This window comes from Cupriavidus sp. Agwp_2 (assembly GCF_040784895.1).
Taxonomy (GTDB): Bacteria; Pseudomonadota; Gammaproteobacteria; order Burkholderiales; family Burkholderiaceae; genus Cupriavidus.
In genome coordinates, this window is record NZ_CP088084.1 from 2,051,287 (window position 1) to 2,069,523 (window position 18,237).

12 protein-coding genes are annotated in these 18,237 nt (G+C 69.6%); 6 read left to right on the forward strand and 6 right to left on the reverse strand.

The window, feature by feature from the left end; genetic code table 11:
- Positions 1-166: 166 nt before the first annotated feature.
- A complete protein-coding gene (locus tag LPA45_RS27015; RefSeq protein WP_317922895.1) occupies positions 167-484 on the reverse strand; it encodes an RNA chaperone Hfq in 318 nt (105 codons plus the stop codon).
- Between the two features lie 894 nt (positions 485-1,378).
- Between LPA45_RS27015 and LPA45_RS27020 the strand changes: the two genes are divergently transcribed.
- A complete protein-coding gene (locus tag LPA45_RS27020) occupies positions 1,379-3,430 on the forward strand; it encodes a methyl-accepting chemotaxis protein (RefSeq protein WP_317922894.1) in 2,052 nt (683 codons plus the stop codon).
- 148 nt (positions 3,431-3,578) lie between these two features.
- Entirely contained in the window at positions 3,579-5,189 is a 1,611-nt protein-coding gene (locus tag LPA45_RS27025; protein ID WP_376790660.1) for an MDR family MFS transporter, read from the forward strand.
- 27 nt (positions 5,190-5,216) lie between these two features.
- Here LPA45_RS27025 and LPA45_RS27030 read toward each other — a convergent pair whose 3' ends face one another.
- Positions 5,217-6,176 (reverse strand): oxygenase MpaB family protein, encoded by a 960-nt coding sequence (locus tag LPA45_RS27030; protein WP_317922893.1) that lies wholly within the window; start codon positions 6,174-6,176, stop codon positions 5,217-5,219.
- A gap of 295 nt (positions 6,177-6,471) precedes the next feature.
- Between LPA45_RS27030 and LPA45_RS27035 the strand changes: the two genes are divergently transcribed.
- On the forward strand, positions 6,472-6,744 hold the full coding sequence (locus LPA45_RS27035) for a hypothetical protein (protein WP_199414566.1): 273 nt from the start codon (positions 6,472-6,474) through the stop codon (positions 6,742-6,744).
- A gap of 292 nt (positions 6,745-7,036) precedes the next feature.
- Positions 7,037-7,480, forward strand: a complete 444-nt coding sequence (locus LPA45_RS27040; protein WP_317922892.1) for a BON domain-containing protein — start codon at positions 7,037-7,039, stop codon at positions 7,478-7,480.
- Between the two features lie 136 nt (positions 7,481-7,616).
- Here LPA45_RS27040 and LPA45_RS27045 read toward each other — a convergent pair whose 3' ends face one another.
- The 4 genes from LPA45_RS27045 to ligD form a co-directional block, all read right to left on the reverse strand.
- Positions 7,617-8,720: a Ku protein gene (locus LPA45_RS27045; RefSeq protein ID WP_317922891.1), complete on the reverse strand. Its 1,104-nt coding sequence runs from the start codon at positions 8,718-8,720 to the stop codon at positions 7,617-7,619.
- A gap of 193 nt (positions 8,721-8,913) precedes the next feature.
- Positions 8,914-10,974: a response regulator gene (locus tag LPA45_RS27050; protein ID WP_317922890.1), complete on the reverse strand. Its 2,061-nt coding sequence runs from the start codon at positions 10,972-10,974 to the stop codon at positions 8,914-8,916.
- 330 nt (positions 10,975-11,304) lie between these two features.
- Positions 11,305-11,718 (reverse strand): hypothetical protein, encoded by a 414-nt coding sequence (locus LPA45_RS27055; RefSeq protein ID WP_317922889.1) that lies wholly within the window; start codon positions 11,716-11,718, stop codon positions 11,305-11,307.
- 81 nt (positions 11,719-11,799) lie between these two features.
- Complete coding sequence (gene ligD / locus LPA45_RS27060) at positions 11,800-14,706, reverse strand: DNA ligase D (RefSeq protein WP_317922888.1); 2,907 nt, start codon at positions 14,704-14,706, stop codon at positions 11,800-11,802.
- Positions 14,707-15,034: 328 nt separating this feature from the next.
- Between ligD and LPA45_RS27065 the strand changes: the two genes are divergently transcribed.
- A complete protein-coding gene (locus LPA45_RS27065; RefSeq protein ID WP_116319027.1) occupies positions 15,035-16,042 on the forward strand; it encodes an SDR family oxidoreductase in 1,008 nt (335 codons plus the stop codon).
- Positions 16,043-16,359: 317 nt separating this feature from the next.
- On the forward strand, positions 16,360-18,234 hold the full coding sequence (locus LPA45_RS27070; RefSeq protein WP_317922887.1) for an ATP-binding protein: 1,875 nt from the start codon (positions 16,360-16,362) through the stop codon (positions 18,232-18,234).
- Positions 18,235-18,237: the final 3 nt, after the last annotated feature.

The window sequence follows — 18,237 nt, forward strand, 5'->3', positions numbered from 1 at the left end:
GGCCTGCTTTGCAGGGCGTAGAGTGCCTCCGTTGCTTGGGTTATCGACCGGGCAAGACAAAGATTTAGAGTGATCTCCGCGATAGTTTCGGGAGAGATTGACGTGACGCAAGGTGCCGCGCCCGCGTTGTAGGCGCAGCGGGCGGGAAGGGTGGGGGTGGCTTGAATCAGCGCCGCTTGCGCGTACGCGGTATATAGATAGGCACGAATTCCGCCGCGATTGCCGGGTCGATCCCGACCACCGGCGTGTCCAGCGGCGTCACCAGGCAAATCGCCTGCTTGTAGACGAGCGTGGGCTGCGGATCGTCCAGCCGCCGTCCGAGCAGGACCATGTAGCTGTCCGCCGCCAGCACGATTCCCTGCAGCCGTGTGCCGTTGGACAGATGGACGACCACCGGCGCGCGGCTGGCGGAATGGACGGCGAGGTGCTGGTACTGCAGTTCTTTTCGGCTGGGGTGCTTGGGCCGGATTTCCTTCTTCTTCACAACGACTCCGGAAGAGCCCGCAAGGGTTCTGGCGGCTGATGACGATCCGTTGGCAGGCGGCTGGGTGGGCGGCGCGGCCAGGGCGGCAGGGGAAACTTCCGCTCTCGGAACCGGCCTCGGGTCGGGTCGTCAGCGCTGCGGCGCCGGTTGGCCTCGCGCTCGGGCCCCCGGGCGTCGCGCACATGCCGGCGGTGGGCGCTGCCAGAAGAGAAGGGGAATACTTCAGCGCCGAGAGTAACAAAGTTTTACAAGAGTTGACGGGCAGAGTGCCGCGCTGGGCCTAGAGCCTTTGCTCTACAAAATTTGTTGCGCTCGGTGCTGTGGTATTGTAGCAACTTTGTGCGACTGCACAATGGCCTTGTACCGGCCGGTCCGCCAGCCCTATGGGGCCGGAGCTGGAGGAAAAACTGAAAAAACAAAAAAATTCGCCCCGAAGTGACGTCAGGGCCAAAAACATCAAAAGTGCCCGAAAAACCTCATAACGGCATAAGGGATTTCCCTGATAGAAACGGGATTTACACCTCATGTAAGCGCGTTTATATTCTTGGCAAGAGCTTGGTTTCGAGCTCTTGTAGTCCTGGAAAGCCTACGAGCACCCCGCGCGTGGGCTTCTTTTTTTGGTGCCTACGTCATTTGGGTCGCGCTCTGTGGCGCTGTGGTCGATGAATTAACCGACCGTTCGGGATGCCCAGCGTGATTAAAAGCCACCTTGCGGACAGGCAATCCACCGAATTGCGTGGGTTTTTGCCTCTAATTCTCATTTCCCTTCAAGAACTGTGCGCTGACCGCCGATAGGGCGACTGCGCTGCCGTATTGCCGTCGTCCGGCCCCGGCAGGACCGCGCTCGTACGGACACAAAACATTCAGTTCTTCGGTTCAGAAGGGAGCGTAGTGATGGCATGGTTTCGCAACATTGGCATCGGGGTCCGGCTGTCCCTGGCCTTTTCGGTGGTGGTGGTGCTGCTGGTGGGCATCGCCTTGTCGGGCGTCTATGCCCTGGGCGGCATGAACGAGGCGATGCGCATGACCGTGGAGGGCCGCCTGCTGAAGGTGCTGGACCTGAACCGGGTCAAGGAAGACGCGCAGGAGGTCGGCATCATGGTGCGCGACGCCACGCTGACCGAAGACCCCGCCATGGCGGCGCAGAATGCCGGGCGCATCCAGGCGCTGCGCAAGTCGATGCAGGAAACGCTGGCGGCAATGGGCAAGGTGATGGAGGCTTCCGGCCGACCGGACCTGCAGAAGCGCTTTGCCGAGCTGGAGGCGGCGCGGCATGCGTATGACGGCCAGCTCGACATGGTGCTGCGGCAGGTCGGCGCCGGTGAATTTGCCGGGGCGCGGGCGGCGCTGGCGGTGACGCTGCCGGCGGCGCAGGGGCCGTATTTCGAGCAGCTCGATGGCATCGTGGCGATGGGGCGGGCCGGCGCAGTCTCGGCGGTCAAGGAATCGGACGCGCGCTACGCCTGGGCCCGCAACATGCTGCTGGGCATGGCGGCCGCCGCGGTGGCGCTGGCAGCGTTGCTGGGGCTGACGATTACGCGTTCGGTGACGCGCCCGGTGCGGCAGGCGCTGCGGGCCGCCGAGGCGCTGGCCACGGGCAACCTGCGTTACCGCGTGGCGGTGCGTAGCCGCGACGAGACCGGTCGCATGCTCGCGGCGCTGGAACGCGCCTTCCGCCACCTGTCGGGCCTGGTGCAGGGGATCCAGCGCGCCTCGGGCTCGATCGAGGGCGCCACGCGCGAGATCTCGCGCGGCAATGCCGACCTGTCGGTGCGCACCGGCCAGCAGGCGGCGTCGCTGCAGCAGACCGCGGCGTCGATGGAGCAACTGACCTCGACCGTGCGCCAGAACGCCGACAACGCGCGCCAGGCCAGCCAGCTGGCGCTCAATGCCTCGGAGGTCGCTTCCGAGGGCGGCCGTGCCGTGCGCGAGATGGTGCAGACCATGGAGACCATCTCCCGGTCGTCATCGCAGGTGGCCGAGATCACCGGGGTGATCGAGAGCATTGCCTTCCAGACCAATATCCTGGCGCTCAACGCCGCGGTGGAAGCCGCGCGCGCGGGCGAGCAGGGGCGCGGCTTCGCCGTGGTGGCGGCGGAGGTGCGCAGCCTGGCGCAGCGTTCCTCGGCGGCCGCCAAGCAGATTGCCGGCCTGATCGGCGGTTCGGTGCAGCAGGTGCAGGAAGGGGCGCGCCAGGCCGAGCAGGCCGGCCGCACCATGGACGATATCGTCGGCGCCGTCGGGCGCGTGACGCATATCATCGGCGAGATCTCGGCGGCCAGCACCGAGCAGACCATCGGTATCGAGCAGGTCAGCCTGGCGGTGACACAGATGGAAGGCGTGACGCAGCAGAACGCGGCACTGGTCGAGCAGGCCGCCGCGGCGGCGCAGAGCCTGCTGCACCAGGCCGACGGGCTGGTATCGGAAGTGGGGCGGTTCGAAGTGGAGGCACAGGCGGCGCCGGCTACTAAGCCGGCTACTGAGGCAACTATTAAGGCGGTGATGCCTGCCGCACTCGCGCCGGCCGCGCCGGCCGCCCGGTTGGCACCGCGTGCACCCCGTGCCACGCCCACAGCGGCCGCTACCCCCGTTGCCCCACGCGCCAGGGCCACTGCGAAGCGGCACGCCGAACCGGCGCGCGCCACGGCGCCCGCCAACGGATCCGCCAACACCGCGCAAGCCCTCAAGCCCACCGCCGCGCCCACGCCGCCGCGCCCACCCCGCGCCCCTGCCGCGGCCCCGCGCCAGCCCGCGGTGCCCGCGGCGGTGCGCGCCCCGATCGAGCGCAAGCCGCAGAAGTCGGTGCTGCCGGCACGCACACCGGCCGTGCCGACCCGCGCGCGCCCGGCCGTCACCCACCGCCGCCGGGAGCCAGTGCTGCCGGCCGCGACACGCCGCGCAGCGCAGCCGGCCATGGCCGATGGCGGCGACTGGGAGACGTTCTGAGCTGAGCCGGCGCGCCCGGGCACGGCAAGCACCGGCGGCGGGAAGCGCCTACAATAGCCGCTCTCCTTGACTCCGCAACAAGAGCAGGACCGGTCACCGCGCGGCGCCGCCGCGCGTCCTTGCCGCGATCCTGCCGCCGCAGGTGCCCATGACCGCCGTTCCCTCCCAGCCGCCTTCGCACGCGGCCGCTGCTCCTGCCGCTGGCGCCCCTGCCTCGACGACCCCACCCACCGGCCAGCACAACACCGGCGCGCCCACACCTCCGGTGCCCGTCATGCAGGTGATCTTCGGGCTGATGCTGGCGATCCTGCTGGGCGCGCTGGAGCAGTCGATCGTCGCCGTGGTGCTGCCCGAGATCGCGCTGCAGCTCAACGGCTTCGACAACATGGCGTGGGTGATCTCCGCCTACCTGGTGGCTTCGACCGTCACCACGCCGATCTACGGCAAGCTCTCCGACCTGCTCGGCCGGCGCTCCGTGCTGTCCTTCGCCATCGTGCTGTTCCTGCTGGCTTCTGCCGCCTGCGCGCTGGCGCAGACGATGCCGCAGCTGATCCTTGCGCGCATCCTGCAGGGCCTGGGCGGCGGCGGGCTGCTGTCGGTGTCGCAGGCGACTATCGCCGACGTGGTGCCGCTGCGCGAGCGCGGCCGCTACCAGGGCTATGTCAGCGGCGTGTGGGCGGTGGCCAGCATGGCCGGACCGGTGATCGGCGGCTACCTGGCGCACTTCCTGTCATGGCGCTGGATTTTCTGGATCAACCTGCCGCTGGCGCTGCTGGCGCTGGTCACCGTGCGGCGCGCGCTGCGCCACCTGCCCGCGGGCGGGCGCCGCCATCGCATCGACTACCTGGGCGCGCTGCTGTTTGGCGCGGGGCTGAGCGGCGTGCTGGTGTTCCTGACGCGCCTAGGGCAGGGTCAGTCGCCGTCGCGGCCCGATACGCTGGCGATGCTGGTGGCAGGCCTCGCGTGCCTGGCGCTCTTCATCTGGCAGGAGCGCCGCGCGGCCGATCCCGTGATCCCGCTGGCGATGCTGCGCGTGCCCACCGTGGCGATCTGCTGCATCACGCTGTTCCTGTGCTTCTTCCAGCTGATCGCCATGTCGGTGCTGCTGCCGCTGCGCTTCCAGGTGGTGGGTGGCGCGCAGGCCGATGCGGCCGCGTTGCGGCTGGTGCCGCTGACGCTGGCGATCCCGTTCGGCGCGTTCGCGGCGGGCCGGCTGATGTCGTGGAGCGGGCGCTACAAGCCGCTGCAGATGGCCGGTGCGCTGGTGGCGCCGCTGGCAATCGTGGCGCTGGCGTTTGTCGATCCGCGCGCGGTCTGGCTGTGCGCACTGGTGATGGTGGTGCTCGGGTTTGCAATTGGCCTGCAGCTGCCCAGCGGGCTGGTGGCAACGCAGAACGCCGTGCCGCTGCAGCACGTTGGGGTCGCCACTGCGCTGACGGCGTTCTCGCGCATGCTCGGCGGCGCGGTCGGCGTGGCGGTGCTGACCACGGTGCTGATCGCGCTGCTGCGGCATGGCGGCATGACGGTCAGCGACCTGGGCGGCGGCGAAGACGTGCTGATGCACTTGTTCCAGCGCGTCATGGCGGGCACGCAGGACGGCGGTGATGCCGCGGCGGTGCGCCAGGGCGCCGAGCACGCCTTCCGGCTGCTGTTCCTGATGAGCGCGGGGGTCTCGCTGCTGGCGCCGTTCCTGGTGGCGCGGCTGCCGGAGAAGGTGCTGCGCGGCAGCACCGGCAGCGTGGCAGCGACCGCAGAGTGAACGAAATGAAGGCAGCGCTGTGATCTCTTAGCCCGCAGCTTCGCCGACATCGGGGCCGCGCGCCACGCGCCGCCGCGCGCGCGCGGCCAGCCCCGCGCCCAGCGCCCAGCGCAACGCCGGGGCAAGTACGCGCATGCCGGCCCGCGTGGCGGAACGCCTCAGCGAAAGCCCGTCGAGGTCGAGCTGCTGCCGCGCCCACGGTGGCAGCAAGGCTATGCCGGCATCGGCCATGATCCGCACCGCCGGCTGCAGCATGGGATTTGCCACCGGCATCTTGCGCACCAGCCGCACCACTTCACGGGTGCGCTCGCTGGCCTGCAGCTGGGGCCGCATCGCTTCCAGGTAGGCAGCCACCGCCGCGCGCGAGCGCGGTACGTCGGCCGCGCCGAGCAATAGCGCAATGCGCGCGACCTCGTCGTAATAGCGGTCCTGCTCGGCCTCGCCCAGCGGCCCGACGTAGCGCAGGTAGCCCGCCATGAAGCTCGACACCTCGGCCACATGCACCCACGTCAGCAGCGCCGGATCCGTCGCCGCATAGGGCCGCCCGTCCGGCGCCACGCCGGTGACGCCGGCATGGATGCGCCGCACGCGCGCGATCAGCGCCATGGCGTCGTCGTGGCTGCCGTAGGTGGTGCCGGCGATGAACTGCGCGGTGCGGCCGAGCCGGCCCTGCATGTCGGTGCGGAAGCTGGAATGGTCCCACACGCCGGCCAGCGCCAGCGGATGCAGCGCCTGCAGCAGCAGCGCGCTGACGCCGCCGGCGAGCATCGCCGGGAAGTCCGCATGCACGCGCCAGCAGACGGCGTCGGGGCCGAACAGGCCGGGGTCGCCGGGCGGGTTGTCATAGTCGAGGGAGAGGCCGGAATTGCTGCGCGTCAGCGCGCGCACGTGCGCGCCGGCATGCGCGCGCACCTTGGCCACCGGTCCTGGCGAGCGGGGTTCACGCGGGGCGTGGCGGGAGACGGCGGGATCGGTGTGGCTGGACAAGACCGTGTAGCAGGCAAGGCAAGCAGGAAGACGTCACGGCCAGCATACACGGTAAGCCGCGCAAGCGCGCAGCCGCGGCGGCACCGGCAAGCTCGGCAGAAAAAGTCCGCAGAAAAAGTCCGCAGAAAAAGTCCGCAGAAAAAGGGCCGGAGCTCCCGTGCGGGAGATCCGGCCGATCAAGTTCCGGCGTATGCCCCTGCGGCCGCACCGCATGTTGCTGCCGCACATACCCGGATAGCTGCCTCTATGTCAGCAGGCGAGCTGACGACTGAAGTTATTGCTGGCGTTGTCCGCCTTGCTGGCCGCCCTGACCACCTTGTTGGCCACCCTGGCCGCCTTGTTGGCCACTGCGTTGACCGCTTTGCTGGCCCGGTTGCGAGCTGCCGCGATCCTGTTGTTGCTGCTGGCCTTGGCCGCGGTCCTGGTTACCCATTTGACCACCGCCTTGTTGTTTTTCCATGTCGGATTGTTGGCCGCCGCGTTGGCCAGATTGCTGTTCCTGCTGCTTGTCCTGCTGCTTTTGGCCCGACTGCGATTGACCCGGCTGTTGCTGCTGTCCCATTGCTAGTCTCCTTGACGCGGCGGACTGCCGCATTCCCGGTATCGCAATCGCCATGCCAACCGCGCCGGCGTCGGCAACCGGCTTGCCGTGGCGGGCGCTGCCGCATGCTGCACCCGGCGCAGGTGCCCGCTTTTACAACAGGCGCCCCGATTTACACGCCCATGCCGCCGCGCGAACGGCGTGGCGTTTGGCGAACACGCGGGTACGGAGTTTGCGGACTGACAGATGCCAGTGGTCCCGCGTTGCCAGGCAGCGCATCGCGGAGAACGCGCTGGAACCCTGACCAGGAGACACAGCCATGCGATCTACCCGATACTCCGCGCGCAGCCTCAAGCTGGCCTGCGTGGCCGCGGCGCTGGCGGCGGCTGCCGGCAGCGCGCAGGCCCTCGACAAGAGCGGCCTGGTGTTCGTCGCGGCCGACAATATGCCGGTGGCGCCGGTGAATTCCGCGCCCGGCATGCCGGGCCGCCCTGACGCCGATCGCGGCACCAGCGCCGACATGAATGCCGACAAGGCCAAGCAGGCGGTCGAGGATGGCGCCATCACCACCAGGATCAAGACCAAGCTGCTGACCACCAAGGATCTCAAGTCGACCGGTATCCACGTCAAGACGAAGAACGGCACGGTCGAGGTGGGCGGCACGGTGCCAAGCCAGCAACAGCATGACCTCGCGCTGGATGCGATCCGCAGTGTCGAGGGGGTGGCTTCGGTGAACGACAACCTGAAGGTTTCGACGCGCTGAGGGCGCGCGGCCGGCGCGCCGGTCTCCTGTGCCCCTGCTTCTGCGGGCCGCAGGAGACCGGCGCCACCGGCCGCTTTTCCAGCCGCGGTTTTCCAGCCGCGGTTTTCCAGCCGAATTCCCAGTCATGCAGTGCTGATCAGGCCGCCTTGCGGCGTGTCGCACCGGCGCTCTTGCGCGCCACGGCATGTGATTTGGCAGGCGGCTTCGCATGCGACTTGGCCGGCGCATGCTTGGCCGCGGTAGCGCGCTTGGCCGTGGTCCGCTTAGCCGTTGCCTTCTTTGCCGCCTTCTGGGTCGCCTTGTTCGCCGCGGTATGGCGCGCAGGCGTCTTGCGCCGGCCCGGCCTTTCGCTGGCGCTGTCGTCGTCGGCTTCCTCCGCCGATTCGGATTCCTCTGCCGCCTTTGCGCGGCTACGGCCCTTGCCCTCGTCGCCCTTGCCGCGCTCGCCCAGGCTCTTGCGCAGCAGCGCCACCATGTCGATGACCTTGGCGCTGCGGCGCGGCGCCTCTTCGTCCTCGGTAGGCTGGGTCAGCTGGTGCGTCTTGCCGGACTCCACTTTCTCGTCGATGCGCGCCATCATGTCATCGCGATAGGTGTCGCGGTACTGCTCCGGCTTCCAGTCCTCGGTCATGTCCTTGACCAGCTTGGTTGCCATCTCGATCTCGCGCGCATGGGCGCCGGTGCCCTTGGCGCTTGACGCCTTCGGCAGGCGCAGGTCGGAGATCGGCAGCACCTCGTCGGCGAAGCGCATGGTATTGAGCACCAGCGCGTTGTCGTGCACCAGCATTGCCGCCAGGTGCTGGCGGTTGCGCAGCACCACCAGCGCGAGCGCGGCGCGGCCGGTGCGCCGCATGGTCGCATGCAGCAGCGCATAGCCGCGATCGCCGCGCTTGTCGGGCTCAAGGTAATAGGGCGTGTCGAAGTAGTAGGGCGGAATGCTCTGCGCGTCGACGAAGCTGACGATGTCGACCGTCTGCGTGGCCTCGACATTGGCCTGGCGGAAGTCCTCGTCGTTCAGCAGCACGTACTCGTCCTTGGCGTACTGATAGCCCTTGACGATGTGCTCCTTGTCGACCGGCTTGCCGGTGCTCTTGTTGATGCGCTGGTAGCCCACCGGTGCCATGTCGCGCGCGTCCAGCAGGTCCAGGTCCAGGGTCTGGCTGCGCGATGCGGGCCGCAGGACTACCGGGATATTGACGAGGCCAAAGGTAATGGCGCCTTTCCAGATGATGCGGGACACGTAACGGCTCCTTTGCCGCGCGCGCGTTGCGGCGGCGGTGGCGGCTGGTCGCCCGGTGGCGGGTCGGAGACCGGTTCAGGCGGGCCCGGCGGCGGCTCGGGCGGCGGGATTTCCGGCTCTCGCGGGGGCAGTTCGGGGTCGGGCGTGGTATGCACGTAGGCTCCTTGTCAGGGTTGATGGCGGGCCGGCATGGCTACGCATGGGCCTCGCCCAGAGTATCCAGCAGGCGCGTCAGCGCCTCCAGGTCGGCGGGCTTGACCAGGTGCTGGTCGAAGCCGGCTTCCATCGCGCGCCGGCGGTCGTCGGGCTGGCCGAAGCCGGTCAATGCGACCAGCGTGGCGCCGCGCATCTCGGGCAGAGCGCGCAGCCGGCGCGCGGTCTCGAAGCCGTCCATGGCCGGCATGCCGAGATCCAGCAGCACGACTTCCGGGCGTGCCTCCGTGGCGCGCGCGACGGCGGTGGGTCCGTCCGGCGCGGTCACCACGGTGTGGCCCATGCTCTGCAGCGTCATGGTCATGGCTTCAAGCGCGTCGGCATTGTCGTCCACCACCATGATCCGCCGCGGCACGCCGCTGCGCGCCGCGCCCTTGCCGGTGCCGGGGTGCCACTTGTGCCACGGCTCGACCGGCAGCCTGACGGTGAAGGTGCTGCCCTGGCCGGGACCCGGACTGGCGGCGCGGATCGTGCCGCCATGCAGGATGACCAGCTTCTGCACCAGCGTCAGGCCGATGCCGGGCCCGTCGTGCGGGAAGGCGTTGCGGGGCGCGGTGCCGGTGTCGTTGCCACTGTCGTTGCCGCTGTCGTTGCCGCTGTTGGTGCCGACAGGCGCACTGGCGGCGGGATCGTGCGGGGCCAGCGGGTCGAACAGCAGCCGCTGCAGCGCCTCGGACAGTCCGGTGCCGTTGTCGCGCACGCGTACCGAGACGTAGCCGCCCGCCTCGGCGCCGGCCGGGTCGTCGTCGAGCGTGGCATCGACCGTGATCTGGCCGCCGGCGGGCGTGTAGGCTGCGGCGTTGTGCAGCAGGTTGCTGAAGATCTGCGTCAGTCGCACCAGGTCGCCGCGCACCGGCAGCGGTTGCTCGGGCAGCGACAGGCGCAGCGTGTGGCGGTACGTGTCGATCTCCGGCCGCACGGCTTCCACCGCGGTATTGAGCGCGGCGCGCAGTTCCACCAGATCCTGCCGCAGCGTAATGCGGCCCTGGTTGAAGCGCGAGATATCGAGCAGCTCGTCGACCAGCCGGGTCAGGTGGTGCAACTGGCGCCCGATGATGTCGCGCGCGCGGAACATGTCCTCGCGCGACGGCGACAGCTGCTGCAGCATGTCGGCGGCGCTGCGCAGCGGCGCAAGCGGGTTGCGCAACTCATGCGCGAGCATGGCCAGGAACTGGTCCTTGCGCTGTTCTTCGTCGCGCAGCGTGCGTCCCGCGCGGTTCTGCAGCGTCACGTCCTGGCAGATGCCGGCAATGCGCATCGGCCGGACATCGCCGGCATTGGCGCGCGCGACTGTCTGCCATGCGCCGTGCACCGGGAAGGCGCGCGCGCGGATCTCGCGCAGCTGGCCATCCGGCCGAGTCATCTGGAATTCGATATCCATTCGCCCGTCGCTCATCATGCTGGCGAGCGCGGCCTCGACGCGCGGGCGGTCGGCGGGGACCAGGCGGTCAAGGCAGCGGCGGGGGTCTTCCATCACGTCTTCTGCGCGATGGCCCCACAGCGCCTCGAACGACGGGCTGACGAACAGCAGCTGCCGGGCTGCCGGATCGAGGATCCAGACCACGTCGGCCAGCGACTCGGCCAGCTGCCGGAACAGGTCTTCGTTGTCGTGCAGTGCCTGCGTGGTGCGGTGGTAGGCGTCTTCAGCCCCACGCAGCCGCAGCAGTGCCTGGATGCTCGACAGCACTTCCTCGGGCTCGGCGGGTTCGACCAGGTAGCCGTCGGCGCCGCAGTTCAGCGCCTCGACCCGCTGGCGCGCCTGGGCCACGCCGGGCGATGTCAGCAGCACCAGGGTGCGCGCGATCTGCGGGTCGTCCTTGATCAGCCGGCACACCTCCAGGCCGCTGATATCTGGCAGGCGCGACGACAGCAGCACCAGCGCCGGCGCATGCTGGCGCACGAGTGCCAGGGCCGACTGGCCGGTGGCCGCCTCGATCACGGAAAACTCGCCCCGATGCAGGATGCGGCTCTTGACGTAGCGCGGGCCCTCGCGGTCCTCGACGTTGAGGATCAGCGCGGCGCGATTGGCTTGCGGGCTCATGGTGTCACGCTGACGCGCGCGGATGCGCACGTCCGGAGCCGATCGCGGCCGCACATGCGCGCGGCGGGTTCGGAAACAGGTAAAGGTGCACCGGCCCTTGGGCCGGGTTTGCAAATCTTGCCAAGCCAGGTGACGTCTCGATTGTAGTTATTACACGCATGCAGAAGTGGTCCATTGCATTCCCCCTTTGTGGCGGCTTATCCACGGGCCTTCGATGAGGCCGTTCCGCTTCGCCGTGGCAAGAGGCGTGCCGGGCTCGCGCGCCGGCATCCCGGGCGCGGTGGCGGCATCAGGTCGGCATCAGGTCGGCATCTGGCCGCCGCCTCGGCCTTAGCGGCGCGCGGCCTCGCCGCTGTGTGCCTCGGCACTTGGCGAGGTGCCGCCGTGCGGGCCTGTAGAACCAGGAGCTTCGGCAGCCTTCTGCGGGACCTTTCCGGGTTCGGTGGCGCCCGTTGCCGTGGCACCCTTGCCGAAGCGCGTGGCCAGCTGGTCTTGCACGCGCGTCAGGGCCTCGGCCTGCTGCTTGGCCGTTTCCGCCTCCTTGGCCTTCTTGGCTTCAGCTGCCTGCTGCTGCTCGGGCGTGGGTGCCGGCAGGCGCGCCTGCACCGGCGCGGCGGCGAACGACAGCATGGCGCAGGAAACCAGCAGGCGGCGCAGCTCGCGCCGGCCGCGCGGCGCGCCGGTGCTGCTGCCGGTGCCGGTGCCAGCGGCGCGGATCGTACCGGGAATGCTGAGGTGGATCATTGCGGTCTCTCCGTAGGTTGCGGCGCGGCGCTCACGCCGGCTGTCTATGGAATCGGGGCAAGAAATGTGCCGCGGCGCGGCTCAACCTGCGCGCCCGAGCCGCGCCGCGGCGCGCGTGATCGCCTGCCGCACGCTGGCATAGCCGGCCCACGGATCGTCGGCCTGCAAGGCCTGCAGCCGCGCGCCCACGTTGGCGACGGTCCATTGCGCCGCGCTCTTTAGCGTATCGAGTTCTTCCCACGAGACCGGGATCGATACGCCGAGCCCCGGGCGCGCGCGTGCAGAAAACGCCGCGACCGTGGTCGCGCCGACACCATTGCGCAGGTAATCGATGAAAATCTTCCCTACGCGGTTGCGCGCCCCGCTCTTGGCGACGAAGCGCTGCGGGATGGTGGCGGCAACATGGCGCACCACGTCCAGGGCGAAATCCTTGACCTCGTCCCAGCCGGCGCGCGGCGTGATCGGCACCACCACGTGCAGCCCCTTGCCGCCGCTGGTCTTCAGGAAGCTGGCCAGGCCAAGCTCGTCGAGCAGTGCCTTCATCAGCGCGGCGGCCTCCTGCATATGGTCCCAGGGCACGCCTTCGCCGGGGTCCAGGTCGAAGATGATGCGGTTGGGCCGGTCGAGGCTGCGCTTGCTGGCGTTCCAGGTGTGGAACTCGACCACGTTGAGCTGGGCCGCGGAGACGAGCCCCTCGGCCGACACGATCTCCAGCAGCGCGGGGTGTCCCGGCCACAGCGACGGGTCCAGGATGTTGATACCGTCGACGCGCAGCGTGTCGCCATGGCGCTGGAAGAACTGTTCGCCGCCGACCCCGGCAGGCGCGCGCACCATCGCGATCGGGCGGCCGCGCAGGTGCGGCAGCATCAGTGGCGCAGCCTGCTCGTAATACCGCACCAGGTCGCCCTTGGTCAGCCCGGAGTCGGTGTCGATCACCCGTTCGGCATGGCTGATCCTGACCTTTCCGCCGAGCGCGGTGGGCTGCCTGCCGTGGGCGCTGGCTTTTGATGCGGTTTCTGTTTCTGCCGCGGTTTCTGTCGCGGATCTTGCCGGGGCTTTGTCGGCGCTCTTCGAAGCGGTCCTGGCTGCGCGCCTTGCGGGTGTCTTCTTCGCTGCCGCTGTCTTCGCCACTGTCTTCTTCGCCGCTGTTTTCTTCTCCGCCCCCTTCGCCGCAGCTGTCCCCGTCTTCGTCCCCTTGCCGGCCGGTGCAGCCGGCTTCTCCACCGAGACCGTGCCCGCCGGCTTGTCGGTGCGCAGCCCGTGGAACACGGCATGGCGCACGCGTCCTTCGCGCGTCCAGCTGCCAAACGACACCTCGGCCACCAGCTTGGGCCGCACCCAGTGCCCCTTCACACCCGCCGGCACAGGAGCGAACGGCGACGTACCGGCGCGCAGCGCGTCAAGTTGCGCGCGCAGTTCGTCGAGTGTACGGGTGTCGAAGCCGGTGCCGACATTGCCGGCGTAGCGCAGCCGGCCGCCGCTGTCATGCACGCCCAGCAGCAGCGAGCCGATGCCGGTGCGGCTGCCCTTGGGATCGGTAAAGCCCGCCACCACGAACTCCTGGCGCAAGGTGCACTTGAGCTTGATCCAGGTGTTGCTGCGCGCGCTGACGTAGCTGGAATCGGCGCGCTTGCCGATCACGCCTTCGAGCTTCATGCGGCAGGCGGCGTCGAGCATCTCGTCGGGCGCGGCCTCGAAGTCCTCGCTGAACTGCAGCCGCGGCGCGGTATTGCCGGCAAAGATATGCCGCAGCAGCGCGCGGCGCTCGACCAGCGGCACCTTGCGCAGGTCATGGCCGGCATAGAAGGGCAGGTCGAACACGAAGTACTGGATCGCCTCGGCGTGCGCGGTATCGAATGCGTTCTGCAAGGCCTGGAAATCGGTCTCGCCATGCTTGCCGAGCACCACGATCTCGCCGTCGAGCCAGCCGTCTGGCAGCCCGAGTGCGCCGACGTCGCGCGCCAGCGCGCGCAGCTTCGCGGTCCAGTCATTGCCCTGGCGCGTGAACAGCCGCACGTCCTTGCCGTCGATGCGCGCCAGCACCCGGTAGCCGTCGAACTTGATCTCGTAGCGCCAGGCCGCTGCGTCAGCAGGAGGCTTGTCGACCAGCGTGGCCAGCTGCGGCGCCAGCGCCAGCGGCAACGCCGCGCGCGGCGCGCCGGTCGGCGGCTTCAGCGCCTTGGCGGAGCCAGCGGCGGCGGCCTTCTTGCCGGCACTGGCCTTCGCCTTCTTCGGCGCCGGGCTGGCGGCCTTGGTGGCACCTTTGGGCTTGCGCGCCGTCCCGCCCAGCACGCTGTCGGGCAGGGCTTCGACCACGTCGAACGCCGAAGCCGGCATCGCGGCGTCGTCGCGTTCCTTGATCAGCAGCCAGGCGTCCTGCGCCTTCTGCCGGCTGCCGCGCATCCGCACCAGCGTCCAGTGGCCATGCAGCTTCTCGCCGCGCAGCTCGAACTTGAGCTTGCCGTCGCGGTAGCCGGCGTCGGGGTCGCCGACCGGCACCCAGGTGCCGCGGTCCCAGACGATCACCGTGCCCGCGCCGTAGTGCCCCGCGGGGATGACGCCCTCGAAGCCGGCGTAGTCCATCGGATGGTCTTCGACGTGGACTGCCATGCGCTTGTCGGCCGGATCCAGGCTCGGGCCCTTGGGCACGGCCCAGCTTTTCAGCGTGCCGCCGAGTTCGAGCCGGAAGTCGTAGTGCAGCTGCCGCGCCGCATGCTTCTGGATCACGAACGACAGCTCGCCGGCGCGCTTGCGCGGCGCTCCACGCGCGCGGGCAGCGGCACCGCTGGGCTCCGGCGTGGCGCCGAAGTCGCGCATGCGGTGGTATTTGTCCAGCGCGGCGCTGGCCGGACTGCGCTTGCGAGCAACCACGCCGGCCTTGCGCGCCGCCGGCGGCGAGCGCTTGCGGGCAGAGGTGCCGCTGCGCGCGGCGGTGCGCTTTGCCGCGGTACGGCCGTCGCCGGATTCCTGTCGCGTCGTCTTGGCCATGGCTGTCGCCGGTTGCGGGAAGATGCATCCAGCTTAGGCAGCACATGGCGCGGCCGAAATCGGCGCCCGTCCTACAGCAGGGCAGGATGGCGCCCTGTTCGCCCAGGGCCGGCGGCCGGCATGTGGTTCTTACCGGACGTTGTAAATCTGCCGAACATCCGCCCCGGACCGGGCACGTCCGGGCGCGCGCAGGCCGACGCGTAACCGGCGCGTAACCGGCGTGAAGCCGAAGCAAAGCCGTCGCAAACAGGAACGTAATTTGCGAAGGGCTATTGTTAACGCTAAGTCCGGCGCGGTGCCGGGACTATCCCCGAGGAGGAAGCGGCAGATGAAACCGACCCTGAAGAAAATCGGCTCGCAGGTGATCGTGCTGACCGGCGCTACCAGCGGCGTGGGGTTGATCACCGCGCGCAAGGCCGCGGCGCGCGGTGCGCGGCTGGTGCTGGTCGCGCGCAGCGAGGATTCGCTGCACAAGCTCGCCGAAGAGTTGCGCGAGCAGGGTGCCGAAGTCATCACCATCACCGCCGATGTGGGCCGCCACGAAGACGTCGCGAAGGTCGCGCAGGCCGCGATCGAGCGCTTCGGCAGCTTCGACACGTGGATCAACAACGCCGGCGTGACGATCTTCGGCCGCCACGGCGACGTGCCGCTGGAAGACCAGCGGCGGCTGTTCGACACCAACTACTGGGGCACCGTGCATGGCTCGCTGGCGGCGGCCGCGCACCTGCGCGAATGCGGCGGCACCATCATCAACATGGGCAGCGAGGCCTCCGACGGGCCGCTGCCCCTGCAGAGCGCCTACGCGGCCTCGCAGCACGCGATCAAGGGCTTTACCGATTCGCTGCGGCTGGAACTGGAGCAGGAGCAGGCGCCGGTGAGCGTCACGCTGATCAAGCCCGCCGGCCTGGAAACCCCGCTGGCCATGCATGCCAAGAACTTCCTCGATGTCGAGCCGCGCCTGCCGCCGCCGCTGTACGATCCGGCGCTGGCCGCCGATGCGATCCTGTTCGCCGCCGAGAACCCGCGCCGCGACCTCTTCGTCGGCGGCGCGGCCAAGGCCTTCTCCGCGGCGGCGTATCACACACCGCATACCTTTGACCGCTTCATGCGCCGTTTCATGGGCCGTGCCCAGCAGACGCGCCACCCGGCCGGCCCGCTCGAGGACAACGCGCTGTATGGCAGTGGCAGCGGACTGCAGGAGCGCAGCGGCACGCGCACCGCGCTGCAGTCATGTCCCTATACGACCACGGCCCGGTATCCGATACTGGCCACCGCGCTGGTGGTCGGGGCGTCCGCCGCGGTGGCGGCGATGGTCCAGCTGCGCCGGGGCCGCTAGCCGTCCGGCGCGCCACGGCCAGCGCGCGCGTGGCGTGCGCGTGAGAGTGCGCGTGAGACGTGCGCGCGTGCGCGGATCAGGCGTGCGGTATGGCTGCGGTCGCGATCCGTGCCACTAACACCTATCATGGTTCTGCATGCCCGCCGCTGGCGGGCATTTAGCCGTGCCATGTGCCGGGCTTGGTGGCATGCCGGGCGTTCGCATCCGCGGTCGTGGACGGCCTGCCATGTTCGTCCACAACCACACAGGGTGTGCCCATGTCGGAGCCGCTAGCGGCGAAAGGTGCCCGCGCGCCACATCTGGCAGATGCGGAAGGAGTGCCCACCGCGCAAGCGGGGCAGCCGACGGCTGAGCAATACCGGCGCCTGCTGGATGCGGTCGAGGACGTCGCGGTGTTCGAAACGGATGCCGACGGCCTCATCGTCGCATGGCCCGAGGCCGCTCGGCGCGTGTTCGGCCACCGCGTGGAAGACATCGCCGGCCACCATTTTTCCTGCCTGCATCGCGCCGACGACGTCGCTGCCGGGCTGCCGCAGCAATGGCAGCAGGCCGCCGCGCGGGCCGGCAGCGCGCGCGACCGGGGCTGGCGCGTGCGGCGGGACGGCAGCCAGCTGCAGGCCGCCTGTGTCATGCATGCGATCGCCGGCGGCTTCGTGGTGGCGTGCCGCGATACCACCGTCCAGGATGCCGCGGCCGATCATGTGCGGCTGGCCGAGTCGCGCCTCCAACTGCTGGCCGACAACCTGCCCGGCACCGCGGTCTGCGAGCTGGAACTGGATGGCACCATCCGCAGCTGGAACGTCGGCGCGCAGGCCGTGACGGGATATGCGGAGGCTGACGCGATCGGCAAGCCGCTGGCGCTGCTGTACACCGGCCCGGATGCAGCCGCCGGGCGCGACCGTCTTGCGCTGGAAGCCGCGCGCGCCTGCGGCCAGTGGGCCGGCGACGAGCGCCTGGCCCGCCAGGATGGCACGATCGTGCGCTGCCAGACCCGCATGGTGCTGGTGCGCGATGCCGCGGCCTGCCCGGTCGGGCTGATCTGGACCGCGCGCGATATCAGCGACGCACTGCGCCTGGAGCTGCTCGAATCCGGCAACCGGCGCCTGCAATCGTTCCTTGCCATCCTCGGGCACGAACTGCGCAACCCGCTGGCTCCGGTGCGCAACGCGGTCGAAGTAATCGCGCTGACGCCGGATGCCGATACCCGCATCCGCCATTGCGCCGCGATCATCGACCGGCAGCTGCGCCAGCTCGAACGTCTGGTCAACGACCTGCTCGATGTCGGCCGGGTGACCGCGGGCAAGTTGAAGATGGAACTGACGCCGACCGCGTACAACGACGTGGTCAGCACCAGCCTGGAAGCGATCCGGCCGGTGCTCGAAGCCGCTGGCCAGCAGCTGGTGGCGGAGCTGCCCGCAGCCTCGCCCCACGTGCGCGCCGACGCCAACCGGCTGGGACAGGTGCTGCTGAACCTGCTCAGCAACGCCACCAAGTACACCCCGCGCGGCGGCACCGTCAGCGTGCGGGTCCAGGTCGAGCCTGCGCGCGTGGTGACAACCGTCTCCGATACCGGACGCGGCCTGCAGCCCGCGGCGCTGGACCGGATCTTCAACCTGTTCTCGCAGGAAGCCGAGAGCAGCCGCAGCGGGCTCGGCGTCGGGCTGGCGCTGGCCAAGGCCGTGGTCGAAGCGCACGGCGGCGCGGTCCAGGCCGACAGCGCCGGGCCCGGCAAGGGCAGCACCTTCACCGTGATCCTGCCGCGCTCCGGCGCGCCGCGCCGCGAAGCCGCCGCGCCAGCGCAGGGAACGGCGCCACGGCGGCGCGTACTGGTGGTCGACGACAATGCCGATTCCGCCGACAGCATGGCCGAACTGCTGAGCATGCTCGGCCACGATGCGCGCGCGGCCCATGGCGGCCACCAGGCGCTGGCGCTGGCGGTCAGCTTCCGCCCCGACTGCGTGCTGCTCGATCTGGAGATGCCCGACATGTCGGGCTATGAGGTCCTGCAGGCGTTGCGCCAGACGTGCGGCGCGGACGTACGCTTCCTGGCGCTGACCGGGCGCGGTACCCCGGAAGACCAGCGGCGCAGCAAGCTGGCCGGTTTCCATGCGCACCTGACCAAGCCGCTGGCGATCGATGCACTGTCGCGCGCGCTGGCCGATCCGCCCGCCGGTCGCACGGCGCCGTCCTGAACC